This window comes from Perlucidibaca sp., from assembly GCF_057084925.1.
The window spans coordinates 110,300-126,284 of record NZ_JBXMRC010000031.1 but is presented as its reverse complement, the minus strand read 5'-3'; the positions used below and the strand labels follow the sequence as shown (position 1 = coordinate 126,284).

15 protein-coding genes are annotated in these 15,985 nt (G+C 57.0%); 4 read left to right on the top strand and 11 right to left on the bottom strand.

Annotation, left to right across the window (positions count from 1 at the left end; all coding sequences use genetic code 11):
- Nucleotides 1-2 precede the first annotated feature (2 nt).
- Genes AC14IB_RS10495 through AC14IB_RS10485 form a run of 3 tightly spaced genes read left to right on the top strand, consistent with a single transcriptional unit; the run spans nucleotide 3 to nucleotide 1,998 of the window.
- Complete coding sequence (locus AC14IB_RS10495; RefSeq protein WP_484231820.1) at nucleotides 3-770, top strand: exodeoxyribonuclease III; 768 nt, start codon at nucleotides 3-5, stop codon at nucleotides 768-770.
- A gap of 17 nt (nucleotides 771-787) precedes the next feature.
- Complete coding sequence (locus AC14IB_RS10490; protein ID WP_484231819.1) at nucleotides 788-1,393, top strand: class I SAM-dependent methyltransferase; 606 nt, start codon at nucleotides 788-790, stop codon at nucleotides 1,391-1,393.
- Nucleotides 1,393-1,998 carry a TetR/AcrR family transcriptional regulator gene (locus AC14IB_RS10485; protein ID WP_484231818.1) on the top strand — a complete coding sequence of 202 codons (606 nt, stop codon included), beginning with the start codon at nucleotides 1,393-1,395 and terminating at the stop codon, nucleotides 1,996-1,998. Before AC14IB_RS10490 ends, AC14IB_RS10485 begins: the two co-directional genes overlap by 1 nt.
- A gap of 5 nt (nucleotides 1,999-2,003) precedes the next feature.
- On the opposite strand, the gene AC14IB_RS10480 is transcribed toward AC14IB_RS10485, so the two are convergent.
- The 5 genes from AC14IB_RS10480 to rph all read right to left on the bottom strand — a co-directional run bounded on the left by AC14IB_RS10480 (nucleotide 2,004) and on the right by rph (nucleotide 6,712).
- A complete protein-coding gene (locus tag AC14IB_RS10480) occupies nucleotides 2,004-3,518 on the bottom strand; it encodes a flavin-containing monooxygenase (RefSeq protein ID WP_484231817.1) in 1,515 nt (504 codons plus the stop codon).
- 20 nt (nucleotides 3,519-3,538) lie between these two features.
- The gene (locus AC14IB_RS10475) at nucleotides 3,539-4,375 is read right to left on the bottom strand and encodes an SDR family NAD(P)-dependent oxidoreductase (protein ID WP_484231816.1); all 837 of its coding nucleotides are present in this window, start codon (nucleotides 4,373-4,375) and stop codon (nucleotides 3,539-3,541) included.
- 22 nt (nucleotides 4,376-4,397) lie between these two features.
- On the bottom strand, nucleotides 4,398-5,327 hold the full coding sequence (locus AC14IB_RS10470; protein ID WP_484231815.1) for a metal-dependent hydrolase: 930 nt from the start codon (nucleotides 5,325-5,327) through the stop codon (nucleotides 4,398-4,400).
- Nucleotides 5,328-5,581: 254 nt separating this feature from the next.
- Nucleotides 5,582-5,956 carry an MAPEG family protein gene (locus AC14IB_RS10465; RefSeq protein WP_068857819.1) on the bottom strand — a complete coding sequence of 125 codons (375 nt, stop codon included), beginning with the start codon at nucleotides 5,954-5,956 and terminating at the stop codon, nucleotides 5,582-5,584.
- Nucleotides 5,957-5,995: 39 nt separating this feature from the next.
- Nucleotides 5,996-6,712, bottom strand: a complete 717-nt coding sequence (rph, locus tag AC14IB_RS10460) for a ribonuclease PH (RefSeq protein WP_068857818.1) — start codon at nucleotides 6,710-6,712, stop codon at nucleotides 5,996-5,998.
- 92 nt (nucleotides 6,713-6,804) lie between these two features.
- On the opposite strand from rph, the gene AC14IB_RS10455 reads away from it, so the two are divergent.
- Complete coding sequence (locus AC14IB_RS10455; RefSeq protein ID WP_484231814.1) at nucleotides 6,805-7,686, top strand: YicC/YloC family endoribonuclease; 882 nt, start codon at nucleotides 6,805-6,807, stop codon at nucleotides 7,684-7,686.
- A gap of 5 nt (nucleotides 7,687-7,691) precedes the next feature.
- On the opposite strand, the gene AC14IB_RS10450 is transcribed toward AC14IB_RS10455, so the two are convergent.
- From AC14IB_RS10450 to AC14IB_RS10425, 6 genes are all read right to left on the bottom strand, one after another.
- Nucleotides 7,692-9,368, bottom strand: a complete 1,677-nt coding sequence (locus tag AC14IB_RS10450; RefSeq protein ID WP_484231813.1) for an AMP-binding protein — start codon at nucleotides 9,366-9,368, stop codon at nucleotides 7,692-7,694.
- A 25-nt stretch (nucleotides 9,369-9,393) separates the two neighbouring features.
- On the bottom strand, nucleotides 9,394-10,638 hold the full coding sequence (locus AC14IB_RS10445; protein WP_484231812.1) for an alpha/beta fold hydrolase: 1,245 nt from the start codon (nucleotides 10,636-10,638) through the stop codon (nucleotides 9,394-9,396).
- A gap of 3 nt (nucleotides 10,639-10,641) precedes the next feature.
- Nucleotides 10,642-11,265 carry a 1-acyl-sn-glycerol-3-phosphate acyltransferase gene (locus AC14IB_RS10440; protein WP_484231811.1) on the bottom strand — a complete coding sequence of 208 codons (624 nt, stop codon included), beginning with the start codon at nucleotides 11,263-11,265 and terminating at the stop codon, nucleotides 10,642-10,644.
- A gap of 39 nt (nucleotides 11,266-11,304) precedes the next feature.
- Nucleotides 11,305-12,525 (bottom strand): DUF445 domain-containing protein, encoded by a 1,221-nt coding sequence (locus AC14IB_RS10435; protein ID WP_484231810.1) that lies wholly within the window; start codon nucleotides 12,523-12,525, stop codon nucleotides 11,305-11,307.
- Between the two features lie 141 nt (nucleotides 12,526-12,666).
- On the bottom strand, nucleotides 12,667-13,848 hold the full coding sequence (locus AC14IB_RS10430) for a lipid-transfer protein (protein ID WP_484231809.1): 1,182 nt from the start codon (nucleotides 13,846-13,848) through the stop codon (nucleotides 12,667-12,669).
- Nucleotides 13,849-13,918: 70 nt separating this feature from the next.
- Complete coding sequence (locus tag AC14IB_RS10425; protein WP_484231882.1) at nucleotides 13,919-15,964, bottom strand: SCP2 sterol-binding domain-containing protein; 2,046 nt, start codon at nucleotides 15,962-15,964, stop codon at nucleotides 13,919-13,921.
- Between the last annotated feature and the right edge of the window lie 21 nt (nucleotides 15,965-15,985).

The following is a 15,985-nucleotide window of genomic DNA, read 5'->3' as shown; positions in this document are numbered from 1 at the left end:
ACATGCGCATCGTTTCCGCCAACCTCAACGGCATCCGCTCCGCCGCGACCAAGGGCTTCTTTACCTGGCTGGAAACCTCAGGGGTAGACATCGTCTGCATTCAAGAAACCAAGGCCCAAGAGCATCAACTCGCGGCAGAGACCTTCAACCCGACCGGCTGGCATCGCTATTTTTTCGATGCCGTGCGCCCCGGCTATTCCGGCACCGCGATTTATTCACGTCAGAAGCCTGACCGTGTCAGCACCGGTCTCGGCTTTGAACTCTGCGACACCGAAGGCCGCTGGCTGGAGGCTCAATTTGGCGACCTTACCGTGGTCTCGCTCTATTTACCCTCCGGTTCTGCGTCTGATGCCGCGCAAGCCCGAAAAGACGCTTTCTTGCTCGAACTCATGCCCATTTTGAAAGCCCGTCGCACGGCCGGCGAAAAACTGGTGATTTGTGGCGATTGGAACATCGCGCACAAGGAAATCGATCTGAAAAACTGGCGCGGCAATCAGAAGAACTCCGGCTTTCTGCCGCGCGAGCGCGCCTGGCTGACCCAGCTCTTCGACGAAGTCGGCTATGTTGATGCTTTCCGCGTCGTCGATCAGCGCGCCGAGCGCTACACCTGGTGGAGCAATCGCGGCCAGGCCTACGCTAATAATGTGGGATGGCGGATTGATTACCACATCGTGTCGCCCGAACTCACTTCGCTTATTCGCGCTGCTGACATTTACATGGGGGAGAAATTCTCCGACCATGCGCCCCTGATCATTGATTACCACTTGTAAGGACAGGCACGCACGCCATGGCCAACCCCGCCCCCGATAAAGCCACCCTCACGCGCTGGCGCGAAGACATTCGCTTCAGCGACACGCTGCTGGGCGAAACGCTGCAGTTCACCACGACCTGGGGCATTTTTTCGCCCGAGGCCATTGATGCCGGCACGCACATGCTGCTTGAGTATCTGGAGATTGCTGAAGATGCCGACTGCCTCGATATCGGCTGCGGTTACGGCCCGCTCGGCATGGCCATGGCACGTAAAGCGCCTAAGGGCCAAACCCTGATGGTCGATAAAGACTTTATGGCGGTGGAATACGCTAATCGTAACTGCGCCCAAAATCGTATCGGGAACGCGAAAGCACAGCTTTCGAATGGCTTACAGCACATTGATCCCGCGCTGAAGTTCGACCTCATCGTGTCCAATTTGCCCGCCAAGGCCAGCAAAGAGCAACACTACCTGTTTCTCTTCGACAGCCTATCGCGCCTCAAACCCGGTGGCCGCTTCTACGTGGTCACCATTAATGGTTTGCGCGAGTTCATGGGCCGCACGCTGAAGGAAGTGTTTGGCAATTACGACAAGCTCAAGCAAGGCAAGGTGTATACGGTGGCGATGGCGGAGAAAACGGCTTAATGCCCAGGAAGCCTCAACAGAGCCGTGCAAAAGCCACGGTAGATGCCATTCTTGAGGCGGGCTTTAAAGCGGTTGCGTCGCATGGCACGCAAGCCACGACTCGCCAAATCGCTGAGACTGCAGGCATCAGCATCGGCTCGCTCTACGAGTACTTCAGCAATAAAGAAGCGATTTTTGCCGCCATGCATGAACGCTTCATTCAAGACGTGGTGCTGCTGATTCAGGACACGACGCCGACCATCATGCATTTGCCCCCCGATCAGGGCACACGAACGCTGCTAACGCATTTTGGCGCGCTGCTGCAACGCGATGATGGCCGCTATTTGAAAGTCGCCCGCAAGCTAGTCGACAGCGATTCTTTGCTTTACTTAGATCCCATTCGGCAAATGCTGATGCAGCTGGTGACCGCTTTCATCATGAATAAGCCCGAATATGGCGCCATCAAAGACCTGCCCACCATGGCCTACATTATGGTGAACACCGGCATTTATATGATGCTGCATCACCTTTCTGACCCCAAACCACCCATCAGCTTTGAACAGCTCTGTGATGGCTTGGCGGGCATTGTGCGGCGCTATATCGATAGCCCCGCACAATCCGTCTAAGTCACTCAGGCCGACAGCGCCTGCTTAGCCTCCTCATACACCACGTCGTAGTCTTCCAAGTGGAAGGCACTGAGCCGCTTACGCAAGGTCGCTAACGACCATGGCCAGGCTGCAAAGTTGCGACCGTTCTGATCCAAGTAATAGCTACGGCAACCGCCACTGTTAAACACCGTGCCTTGTAGGTGCTTCTGCACTTTTTCGTTGTGCGCCTTCAGTACCGAGGGCTTGATCGTTAGCTTACGAATGCCGCGTGTTTTAATTTGCTTAATGCCATCTACGATGTAGCCCAGTTGCGCTTCCGCCAGGCCAATAAACGAGTCGTAGACCAATACATTGGGGCCCAGCACTAAAAACGCGTTGGGCGTATTGGCCAAGGTTGCGCCTAAATAGGCTTCGGGGGAGCCGCTCACCCAAAGGTCCGACAGTCGCTCACCGTTCGCATTAATGACACGTCGGCCAATGGGCGGATGCGAAACCTCAAAGCCGGTTCCCCAAATAATCACATCCACCTCATGACGCTCACCGTTGGCAGCAATCACGGTATTGCCCTCAACCGCGACTAATCCGTGCGGGATCAAACGGGTGTTGGGAGCTTGCAAAGCCGGGTAGTAATTGTTGGCAAATAATATGCGCTTACAGCCCAAGGTGAAGTCGGGTGTCACGGCTCGGCGAAGATCAGGGTCTTTGATTTGCAGTTTCAGCAGCTGCTTAGCGGCTGTGCTAATAGGTTTCAAGACCGCCGGGTTACGTAGCCCAAAATTCACAGCATTCAACGAGCTGGCCACGGCTTTACGCCAGCCCTGTTGAATCACCGGCATACGTTCGATGAGCTGCTTGGCGCTGTCACCCAGAGGCATATCTGGCTTAGGCAGAACCCACGGAGCGGTGCGCTGAAACACCAACAAGGACTTCACCTTGGGCTGAATTTCCGGCACAAACTGAATGGCCGATGCGCCCGTACCAATAACCGCCACACGCTTACCCGCCAAGTCGTACTCATGATTCCAGCGCGCTGAGTGGAACATTTCACCCGTGAAAGTCTCTAGTCCCGGCAACGCGGGTGTTTTCGACTCTGTAATGGGGCCTGTGGCAAACACCACCGAACGCGCTAAAAATTCGCCTTGATTCGTCACAAGGACCCAAACATGACGAGACTCATCCCACGTGGCACTTTCCAGCGCGGTATTGAAATCGATCAGCGGGGTGATCTGCAGCGCGTCACTCACTTCTTCCAAGTAGCTCAGAATTTCGGGCTGCTTGGCGAAGAGTCGGCTCCACTTACTGCTCAAGAAAAAAGAGTAGGAGTAGAGCGAGGAAGGCACATCGCAGCCACAGCCAGGATACGTGTTCTCACGCCACGTGCCGCCGACTCGAGAAGCCCGCTCAATGATCTTAAAGTCATGAAGCCCTGCTTCACGTAATTTCACGGCAGCGGCAATGCCCGAGATACCGGCACCCACGATAAAGGTGTCATAAATGTGTGCGCTAGGCTTTTTTACGTTTCGTTTAGTGGCTGACACGTGGCATAACCCTTGAGTAATTATTTTAAGAAACGATAAGACAGGCCGAGAAAGTCGGCATACCAATTCGGGGCTAAACGCTTCATTAACCAAAACAGCTTGGCGTCTAGTTGAGGGGTGGTATAGAGCTGGCCTTGATCCAGTCGATCAAGGGTCAGTTTCGCCACCGAGTCGCTGGTGGTCATGGCAAAGTTCATTAGTGCATGATCGGCGAGGCCGGAGTAGCGCCCAGGAATACGGCCATTTTTGATGATGTTGGTCGGCACCAAGGTCGGGCACAACACATTCACGCGAATGTTGTCCGATTTCAGTTCGGCGTATAGCGTTTCGGACAGCGCCCGAACACCCGCTTTAGTGACGTTATAAGCGCTCATTTCCGGCGCCGCCGTATATGAAGCTGCAGACGCTACATTGATGATGGCACCCCGCCCGTTTCGCTTAAATCCCGGCACAAAATAATGGCAGCCATGAATGACGCCCCATAGGTTTACGTGCATGCACCACGTCCAGTCTTCCAAAGACTGCTCATGAAACTTGCCGCCCAGACCCACCCCAGCGTTATTGATGAGCAGCGTGACCGCATGGCCCAGTAACTGCTCTGCGTTTTCCGCCAGCGCGCGCACCGCCTCCGCCTCGCCCACATCACAGCTCACGGCATACGCTCTGCCACCGGCCTGCTCAATCAGCGCGACCGTTTCTTGGGCGGCTGCCAGATTAATGTCGGCACACACCACCACACCCTGACGACGGGCCAACTCCAGCGAAAAGCTACGGCCAATGCCACTGCCGGCTCCCGTAACCACGGCATACGCCGAGTGACTTGGCTTAGCGTCTCGCCCTTTTAAAAAATTCAGCATGACTTAGGTATCTCAGGAGTAATTAAGCTTGCAGGCCAGGGGTAAATTCACGCACGAAATACGGTGCGAGCAATCCTGTTTTGGGGTCTAGCAGGCGCTGTTTGTAATAGGCCAGCCATTCGGAGGTGTCATGATCATTCGGGTGAAAGTCTCGACGTAAATAGTCAAAGATATGGCTCATGCTGCTGCCGTAAACACCGTCCTCACGCCCGAAAATCAGCGCGGCACTGCGTTTCACATCTTTCCAGTAGCTCAGGCTCAATACATTGCTGGGCTTACGAATAACCGGAATGAGCGTGGCGGCTAAAGGTACTAGCACGGTGATGGTGATGAGGGCGATCACGAAGCCCACCACTCGCAGGGGGTAGTTGGCCGATAGAGTCTGGTACACATCGTAGGCGATGTCTTTGTGCTCAGACTCTTCCAGCATGTGCCACATCCACAAGGCCCGCTGCTGCTCGTCGCTAGTTTGGAAAAAATTATCTTCGTGCTTCATCATGAATTCCGCCAGCACCGCCGTGAAGTGCTCGATACCTGCCATCATGGAAAGCTTCAAGGGCTGCGGAAATCGATTAAAGCCGTACTCGAATACCTTGCTGCCCAAGAAGCGGAAGAGCGGGACAGGAAAGCGATGCTGCGCCAACACATCGTTCCATTCATTATGCATTTTTGAATGAATAGCCTCCTGACCAATCAAGGCAGTGACGCGCTGCTTGAGTAACGGGTCGGTGAGGAACTGGCGATGATGACGCGCGGTATCAATGACCAGGTCTTCGCCGTAGGTCAGAAAAATGGACAGGGCTTCAAAGTAGGCGGTAGCCAATTCCGCACGTAAATAAAACTTATCGTCGGCCTGACTGGCATCGAAATTAAACGCCAGATGCCGCACAGGGATAGCCTTATTTTGCACCGGCGTATGGGCAGCGAAATCAAGCACAGTAGCAGTGTTCATGAGGAGACCTCTCTATCCTGATCATCAGATGCCAGCGCCAACCATAAAAAATCAGCAATAACTGTTACATCCTTCAATGGCAGTTTAGTGCCCACTGAGGGTCTGATAAAAGTCGGATATTGAGTCGCCTAAATCCTCGCTGCGAATAGGAATAGGCATTTGTTTTTATTAGTAAAAAATTTCGCCAATAGCATGCTATCAGCGAAATTCTGAGGGATTGTTCAGTATTGTGTCGCTAAGTTAGTGCGCCACACTCAAAACACCAGTAAGAGTGCACCCACAATCTGCAACGTAAAGGTCAGCGCAGCGCCCAGTTGTCGCGCCAAAATATGCGGCTTTAACATGCCCAGCGCATGCACCACGCGGGCAACGCTGAACGTAGCCGCCAGCATCAGAAGCCATTCGGCTGATAGCGCCTGGTAAGTCAGCGCCAGTAGCACCAGCGCAAACACCACCACTTGCTCGACGCCATTAGCATGCGCACGAATGGCTTTTTTCATGGGGATGCTGTTGCCATCCCCATTCGGAATGCGCAGGCCAATGCGAACGCGCGACACATTGAGCGCAAGCAGCGTCAGCAACACCGTATTGAATGCCACAAACAGTGTGAACACGTGAAAATCCGGCATGACTCACCTCTTCTTGTTGTGTTGAGTTAACTCACCCGCTTACCAGTTCAGTGCTTTCTGCTGTGCCTGAACCAGCTCTTTCACACCCTTCTCGGCCAGATCCATGAGCGCATCCACTTCCTTACGCGAGAATGCTGCACCTTCGGCCGTGCCCTGAATCTCAATGATGCCGCCGAGCTGGTTAATGACCACGTTCATATCGGTATCACAGGCTGAATCTTCCGTGTATTCGAGATCGAGCATAGGCTCGCCCTTAACAATGCCCACCGAAATGGCGGCAATCAAGCCAATCAGCGGGTCGTTCTTAATCATTTTCTGGTTCAACATCCAGGTCAAGGCATCGACCAGCGCGACAGCACCACCGGTGATCGCCGCCGTGCGCGTGCCGCCATCCGCCTGAATCACATCGCAGTCGATGGTGATGGTGTTCTCGCCGAGCTTCTTCAGATCGACCATGGCGCGCAGCGACCGGCCGATCAGGCGCTGGATCTCCAGCGTGCGCCCGCCCTGCTTGCCCTTGCTGGCTTCGCGCTGATTGCGCGTGTGTGTGGCGCGCGGCAACATGCTGTATTCAGCGGTGATCCAGCCCTCGCCCTTACCCTTCATAAAGCGCGGCACGCCGGCCTCAACGCTGGCCGTGCACAGCACCTTGGTATTGCCGAACTCGACCAGCACCGAACCTTCGGCATGGCAGGTAAAGTCGCGGGTGATGGTGACGGGGCGAAGCTGATCGAGCTGACGGCCGGAAGCGCGCATGGAAAAATTCCTGAATGATGAGAGATCTGTAATGGCGTGGAGTATAGCCGCTACAATCACCGTCTTCGTCTTTTCTGCCCCGAGAACTGCGCATGAGCCAGCCTATTCACAGCATGACCGCCTTCGCCCGCGCTGAACAACGCAGCGCCTTAGGCCTGCTGGCCATCGAAATTCGCTCCGTCAACAGCCGGCATCTGGAAGCCAATTTTCGTTTGGCCGATGCTGTCCGCGAGCGAGAATTTGCCTGGCGCGATCGCCTGCGCGAAAACATCGCCCGCGGGAAAGTCGAGATCAGCGCGCGCTACGAAGCCGCCGACAGCAGTGAAGCCGTGACCATCAATACCGCACGCGTACAGCAGCTGCTCGGCGCATTACGCGAGATCGATCGGCTCGCTGGTCATTCCGAGGAGAAAGCCCCGCTGAACACGGCAGACCTGCTGCGCCTACCCGGCGTGCTGATGACCCAAGAGGTCGATGCTTCGAGCCTGCTCGCCAGTGCTGACGCTTTGTTTGGGCAGGCGTTAAGCGACTTCATGGCCATGCGCGCGCGCGAAGGTGCCGCACTGCATGAGCTGGTCGAGGCCCGGCTGCAAGGCATCGAGCGCGAGGTCAGTGGCGTACGCGTACGCCTGCCGCAAATCCTTCAGCATTTCCGTACCAAGCTGCTCGCGCGCGTCGCGGAAGCCAAGGCCGATTTGTCCGCTGAAAGGCTGGAGCAGGAGGTGGTGCTGTTCGCGCAGAAGATGGATGTGGCGGAAGAGGTGGACCGCTTGCTTGCGCATGTCACCGAAATTCGCCGAGTACTGGCCAGTGGCGGCGCGGTAGGCCGTCGCCTCGATTTCCTCATGCAGGAGCTCAATCGCGAAGCCAACACCCTGGGGTCAAAATCAGTTAGCGCTGACAGCACCCTCTCTTCCGTGGAGTTGAAGGTGCTGATTGAGCAGATGCGGGAACAGATTCAGAACGTAGAGTGACGCGCTTAAACCCAGACTAACAACGCTCGACGATTTGCTGATTCGCGCTCGACCAAGCCCGCGTAGTTAGCCTCAACGAGGTTGCGTTTCACTTTCAGCGTCGGGGTCAGAAAGCCGTTGTCAATCGTCCAGCTATCACTGGTGATAATGAGCTTAGCGACTTTTTCGTGGTCTTCTAGATCGCTATTGATCGTATCGAGTAGGGTCAATAGCTCGCGCTCAACCGACTGGCGTGGAAGCTCCAAGGCTTCGGCTGTGAGTGTCATGATCATGACCGGCTGCGTCAAATTCATGCCCACTAAGCACAGTTGATCGATCAACGCCGATTTCGCCATGGCACCTTCAATGGGTGCAGGTGCTACATACTTGCCTTTCGCGGTCTTAAATATGTCTTTCACACGACCGGTGATATAGAGGTAGCCATCATGGTCTAGACGGCCTTTATCGCCCGTTTTTAGCCAACCATCGTCGGTAAATGTCTCTAACGTTTTGTCGGGCTCTTTCAGGTAGCCGGCCATCACGCCCGGGTGTTTGACTTGAACTTCGCCTTCGTCTGAGAGTCGGAAACCGGAGTCCGGAAAGGGCTTGCCGACAGAGCCAAAGCGTGTCCGACCGGGCAGGCCTGCGGCAACATAGGCCAAATTTTCGGTCATGCCGTAGCCTTCCAAAATCTCCAAACCGAGCACGCGCTTGTACCACTCCAGCGTGCTCACCGGAATTGGCGCGGCACCGGATAGCGCCATACGAACATTCTGTAAACCCAGGGTTTTCAATAATTTGAAGCGCACCACATCACGCAAAATGGGAATGGCCATAAGGCGATCGAGTTTGCTCTCAGAGAGCTTGCCTAAGATGCCGGCCTTAAAGCGCCCCCACACCAACGGTACGGCAAAGAATCGCGTCGGAGCGACTTGGGGTAATTGTTGCGCCAGCTTGTCCAGTGCTTCCAGAAAATGCACTTCGGCCTGCCAGAGCAAGCTCGCGGTTTCTACGGCCGCGCGCTCCAGCACATGGGCCAAGGGCAAGTAGGAAAACAAGCGCTCTTGAGCGGAAGCGGGTGGCAACTTGGACAAAAAGGCTTGTGCCGTCCACGCCATGGCGCCGTAAGTAATCATGACGCCCTTGGGGTGACCCGTGGTGCCTGAGGTATAAATCAGTGTCATCAGTGTGTCGGGTTCGGGTCTGTCGTATTGGCTGAGTGGAGACTGTGCCTGCGCCATATCGTCCCAATCAATATCCGCATGCGGGGCTTCCACATACGGGAAACGAATGGTGGTCACGCCTTCAGGAATAGCGGCCAGAAAATCCGCACCATCAGGCATGGGCCCGAGAAACACCGCCCGCGCTTCGCAGTGCTGCAGAATGTATTGCGTTGCCGAGGGCGCTTGTTTAGGAAATAAACCAACAGTGACATGCCCTGCCCACTGAATCGCTAAATCGGCAAGAAACCAATGCGCGGTGTTCCGGCCCGAGATCGCAATGGCACTGCCGGCGGGCCAATTCTGTGCCTTCAGGGCAGCTGCCATACGGCCAACTTCGCGCGCCGCTTGCGACCAAGTCCATTGGCGAACGCTGTCACCGGCCGGTTGCACCAACCAGATTTTGTCGGGCGCTTTGCGGGCATGTTCGAGCAAGCGTTGTACCGGGTACTTATCGGCTCGACGCGCGTTTGCTGCTGGCATGGCTTTTATCCTTTCACAAATAAACTTACAGCGTTGGGTCTTCCGCGATGCGGCGTTGACGCGCTTGACGCGCGGTCATGTCGGCGGTACTGCTGCGTTGACGGCCATCCGCTGACCATTGCGAGCGTGACGACAACCACTGCACCGTCGGCTCCCAAACGGACTTCACGGCTTTGCTACCGAGAATCACGCCCATATGCCCACCTGGAGAGACATGGAACTGTTTGTCTTTGGAGGCCACCAATTCAATGCTGCGGCGGGCAATTCCCTCGGGTACCAGCACATCGGTCTTACCGGCAAACACCAGCATATTGGCGGTGATGGTGGTGAGATCCGCCACGGCATCGCGAATTTCAATACGACCGGTGGCCATCTGGTTGTCGATGGCCATCTTCACCATCATGTCCTGAATCACGCCGCCGGGATAATCCAGCATATTGTTCAGGTAGTCGGCCGTGGTCGAATGGCTCTCGACAAAGTCGCGATCCCAGAGCTTGGTCAGCAAATCCCAGTAGGTGGTAATGCTGCCGATGGGGTCAGTGAGCTTAAAGCCCAACGTGGTCATCCAACCCGGCGAATGCAGGCGGCTGGGATTCAGGTTGTGTAAGCGCCAGCCACTGAATTTGCGTACCAATTGAGCGGGCGCATTCATGGCGGTGGCTGCCTTCGCCACAATGCCGCCACCGCGCATGTTAATGGGGCTAGCAATGGTAATCAGATTGCGAATGTGCTGATCCTGCGTCAGACCCATATAGACCAGCGACAGCAGGCCACCCATGCACCAACCCATGAGTGACACATCTTCGCTGCCCGAGTGACGGCGCACCTCAGCTAGGGCATCACTCATCATGTGCTGCGCGTAATCCTGCATACCCAACTGCGCATGGCGACGCTGCGGCTTGCCCCAGTCAATCAGATAGACATGGAAGCCCCGGGCGGCCATATAGCGCACTAGGCTGCGATGCGGCATTAAATCAAACGACTCGGTGGTGACGCCCAGCGGTGGCACTAAAACCAGCGGTACCGGATGCCGCTGATGCTCGACGCGCACGCGTTCGTTATCGGCCATCTCGATGAATTGCTCAGCGGGCGGCGGGTAATAACGCAACGACATCGGATCTGATTCAAAAATCACTTCGTGCGCGGTAAGGCCCGATTGCACCAGCGTTTCGCGCAGAAACAGCCAGTCAAACGCATTGTCCACCACCGAGGCGACACGCGAATTCGCAGACAGTCCGGCATTCAAGGCGCGGCGCATAATCGGGTTCATCACTTAGTCCTTTTCGTTTAACTCGCGCAGCGGAATCGAGAGCCGGCTGGGGTCGGCTGGCACCACGCCACGATACAATCCAATGAGGTACTTTATGTCGGCATCGATATCGCCGGTCGGCGTAAACAAGGGAAAAAACTCCAATTTGCGCTCACCAAAGTTCAGCGCGAATGGCTGGATCGGCACCCCTGCCATCACCGCAATATGGTAGAAACCGGACTTCCACGCCTTAGAGGCATGACGCGTACCTTCAGGCGCAATGCCTAGATACAGCTTGTCGGTGTCGCGATACTGCTGAGCCGACTGCTCGACTAGGCCCATGGATTTGCTGCGATACACCGGGCGCATACCGAACCAGTGAATGAGCTTGCCGAACGGGCCGACAAAGAGCTCGGCCTTGACCATGACATTAATTCGCAAGCGCAACGCTAGCATCACGGCCACTGCAATTAGGGCATCACGATTAGACGTATGTGGGGCGCCAATAAACATGGCCTTGGGCGCCGACAGCGGCACGCCAACGATTTCCCAACGCAACAATTTCAACATTAACTCGCCGACAAATTGGCCGACGGCATTGCCTCTACGCGGCACATCCGGCCCTAAATCTTTTGCCCTAATCGCCATAGCGACCCTCCTACTTTTTATTGATGCCTACGGGTCACGTTAGAGCATGAACTGGATTTGCATTTCGCCGACCAAAAAGCCGAGCACCGCACCGACCGTAATCAGAATCCATTCTTCTTCTTTAAAGGCCGGACGCAGCATGCCTTCGAACTCGGTAGGTGTTAACTGCTTCATACGCGTAATTAGCGTATTGCGCACATCCATGGCATCTTCGGCGTAATTTTCCATGTACTTCATGGTGTCAGGCAGCTTCTCTAAAATACGTTCGGCTACCGTCGCTTTCATTTGAATGTAGCGTTCGGTGCCCACGGCGTAGAGCACCAGCGGGCGCGCAAGACCGGCTTGTTCATCGATGACACGGCGGACATGGCGCTGTAGTAATTGAATCACTCGGTCCGATTTCGGGCCAGTAAACAGCTCCTCCATCATGATGCCGGGCGTGAGAATTTGTTTGGAGATGAGCGCGGCGTAATCGGAAGCCACTTCATTCTGACGCTTCAAAAATAAGCCATGAATCGTGAAGCCCATGAACTTTTTCGGATTGAGCGGGCGGAAGAGCATTTGCAGCGCCAGCCAATCACTCACCAAACCAACAAAACCACCAAAGGCGGGCAACATCCACGGCTGCTTAAAGATAACCCAACACACCATCTGCACCAGGCCGATGGTGAAGCCGAAATAAAAGCCGGCGGTGCAAAAGAACTTCAGCTCCTGCTTACCCACACGCTGGAACACTTCATTCAATAGCGTCTTATCTTTCTGCAGATTGCTGATAACCATGTGGCGAATATCGAAGTAGCGCGACACATCGTGCTGCACCTCGCCCATGATCGTGGCCACGATTTTCGGTGCTTCCGATTTCACGCGTTTAATGATGGCTTGACGCATGAACTCGGGCATACCCTCCCAGAGTCCCGGCTGATACTGGTGCATGACTTCACGCACGATATCTTCCGATGCTTCCATCATCGGCGTTTCGATTTCACGGGCGATGCGCTTGGGGTCAAGTCTGGCAAAGATTTCTTCGGGCTTAATTAAGCGCTCGGTCATCAGATCCACGGCGATGGTGGCCATTTTTACGGATTTGCGCGGCACAATACCTTGCCAGCCGAAAAACGGTTTGATGCCCCAGAATTCGATGGGGTGGAACATCATTTTGATCGCCACCACTTTCGTGACGTAGCCGATCAAACCGCTAATAAACGGAATCGAGATGTATAGCCATAAGTTGGCTTGAAAGTCGGCGATATATGCGTCCATGAAGCCCCGAAAATGGCAAATGCCGTCAAAAGTGACCAAAAGGTCTACCAATCGCGGAGCTTACGGGGTTGACCTGACAAGTTCAAATCGCATGCTGCTTGGCAGGCAACCCCTGTACAGACGTCACAGGTAAGTTAGAGCTCAGTCACGACGATACATCGTGACCACGCAAGCCCCTCCGAGGCCGAGATTGTGCTGCAGCGCCACGCGCGCGCCGGCCACCTGACGCTGATCGGCGGTGCCGCGCAGCTGCCAGACCAGCTCCGTGCACTGCGCCAGTCCGGTCGCGCCGAGCGGGTGACCCTTGGACAACAAACCGCCGGACGGGTTGGTCACGACCTTGCCGCCGTAGGTGTTGTCTTCGTCCCAGATGAACTTCTCGGCGCCACCTTCCGAGCACAGCCCCAGCGCCTCGTAGGTCAGCAGCTCGTTGGCCGTGAAGCAGTCGTGCAGCTCGACCACATCCACGTCTTCCGGGCCGATGCCGGCCGCCTCGTAGACCTGACGCGCCGCATTTTTGGTCATGTCGTAACCGACCATCTTGATCATCGAGTTCTCGTGGATGCTGCTCGGGAAGTCCGTGGTCATGGCCTGCGCGGCGATGTAGACCGGGTTCTTGATGCCATGCTTGGCAGCGAAGGCGTCCGAGCAGAGCACGGCAGCACCGGCACCACAGGTCGGCGGGCAGCACTGAAAGCGGGTCAGCGGATCGAAGACTTCCTCCGAGGCCATGATTTCTTCCAGCGAAAGCACCTGCCCGAACAACGCATACGGGTTCTTGCTGGCATGACGACGCGCCTTCTCGGCGATCTTGCCAAAGGTCTCCTTTTTGGTGCCATGCTGCCAGCGATACTCGCGGCCGGCACCGCCGAACATCTGCGCGGCCGGCGGCGCGCTGGTGAAGCCCTGGGCATCGAGCATGACCTGCGCATGCAGCGACATGGAGGATTCGCGGTCGTTGAACTTGGCCCCGAGCGCGCCCTTTTCCATCTTCTCGAAACCCACCACCAGCACGCACTCGGCCAGGCCGGACTCGATAGCCTGGCGACCCAGATACAACGCGCTGGAACCGGTGGAGCAGTTGCTGTTCACGTTGAAGATGGGAATGCCGGTGAGGCCGATCTCGTACACGGCGCGCATGCCGCTGCAGGAGTCGCCATAGACATAGCCGGTGTAGGCCTGCTCGATCTCGTCGTAGCGGATGCCGGCGTCATTCAGCGCCAGGCGGCCCGCGGCGGCGGCCATCACATGGTAGTCGTCGCTGGCACCGGGCTTGGCGAACTTGGTCATGCCCACGCCAATCACGTTCACACGATTTTTCATGATGCTTTCTCTCGTTGAATTCAGGGTTGATCCGGGCGGCCGAAGCCGCCCGGCAGTCAGGCAAACTGGATCAGAGCAGTCCGGCCAGACAGGTCAGCTCGCGCGCCAGCCGCACATCGCCGACCACGCTCAACGCGCCTTTCTGGAACAGCGCCCGCAGATCGCCACCGTCGGCCAGTGCCTTCAGGGTGTCGTCACTGAGGCCGATGACCGCCGCCGGCGAGGCCACCGCACGGCGCGCCACCTCGCGGCCACCGAAGTCCACCGACCACACCGCGTCGAGGTCGTGGAGGTTGAACTGCAGCACGGCCGTCAGCCCGGTCTTCAGCTCGCCCCGTCCCAGCTTCTCGGTCAGCGCCGCGAACAGGCGATCCGCGAAGACCTCGCGCGGCGCTTTGGCGGCCACCGCCGCCTCGGCCGATGCACCGCTGGCCAGACGCGCCTGACGCGCTTTTTCCACCAGCGCCTTGTCCATGTCGGCCAGCACCGTGAGCTTGTTCGACGCCATGACATTGCCGCTGATCTTGAGCTGACCGCCGAAGAACAGCTTCTGCACGGCCGCCAGATCGCCGCCAAACAGCGTATCCACATACTGGCTGTCGAGCTCGATGGTCACGTCCGGCTTCACCGCTGTGCCGGCGCCCACGCTGCCCGGCGCATTGCGCAGGTCAATGAACCAGCTCGACTCGGGATTGTGGAAAGTGAACTGGAAGCTGGTCTTGGTCTGCTCGACCAGCTCCGGCTTGGCCGCCACGAAGGCCTTGATGCCACCGAAGACATCCGCCAGCGTCACGGCTTCATCTGCTGCCGGCGCTGCCGCCTCGGAAGCAGCTCCACCACCCGCCGCGACACGCGTAGCCCGCGCCTGCTCAACCAGGGCCTTGTCCATGCCCGAGAGCACGGTCAGCTTGTTCGAGGCCATGACATTGCCATGCACCTTCATCTTGCCGCCGAAATAGAGCTTCTGCACCGCGCCCAGATCACCGCCGAACAGCGTGTCGATGTGCTCGGCATCGAGCTCGATGGTCACATCGGGCTTGTCGATCTGACCGCTGCCGACCGCGCCTGCTCCATTCTTGAGATCGATGAACCAGCTCGATTCCTGGTTGTGGAAAACGAACTGGAACGAGGTCTTGGTTTCCGCCACCAGCGCCGGCTTGGCTGCCACAAACGCCTTAATGCCGCCGAACACATCAGCCAGCGTCACACCCTCGTCAACGCCACTGGCCGCACCCTTGGCAGCCGCCGGCTCAGCCTTCGCCTTGGGCGCAGGAATCTCGGCATACAGTTCCACAGCGGCGTTCTTGATCACCACCTCGCCGCGCTCCTTCACTGAAGTCTCGAAGAGGATGCGGGTGTCGGACTCCTTCCACATCTTCGTGACCAGAGTCTCGCCCGGAAACACGCTCTTGGCGAAGCGCACCTTGATGCTCTTGAAATAGCGTGGGTCGTTGCCGCTGAACGCCTTCACCACATGGCGACCGCAGTAGCCGAAAGTACACATGCCATGCAGGATGGGCTTCTCGAAACCGAACGCCCTGGCGAAAGCCGGATCGGCATGCAGCGGGTTCCAGTCGCCGGACAGGCGATACAGCAGCGTCTGGTTGTCATCGGTCTTCTCCTCGATGACCGCATCCGGCTCGCGCGCCGGCGGCACATTGATGTCCGCCGATGGCCCGCGATCGCCGCCCCAGCCACCCGCGCCCTTCACGAAGGAGGTCATCTCGTTGTAGATGATCTCCTCGCCGGTCTCGTCATAGCTGTGCACGGCAAAGGTCACCACCGCATTCGGCGCCTTGTCGAAGGCTTCCTTGAACTTGAACACGTGCCGTAGCTTGGCCTGCGGCGGCAGCGGGCGCTTGATCTCGGTGTACTGCTCGCCGTGCAGCAGGCGATCAAAGCCGAAATTCATGCCCGGCAGCTTCAGGCCGCCGGCCTTGGCCGCCGCCAGCATGGCGTTGGACTGCGGCATCACGCCGTAGGTCGGCAGCACCCGGAAGTCCGACCCCAGCTCGTACACATAACCCAGCTCGGTAGCGTCCATCGGGTCGCGCGCGGCACCGATGCCCAGCGCATACAGCGCGATATCGCGCTCGTCGTAACTGTTTTCCAGCACCAGCTCGGCCTTGGCGGCTTC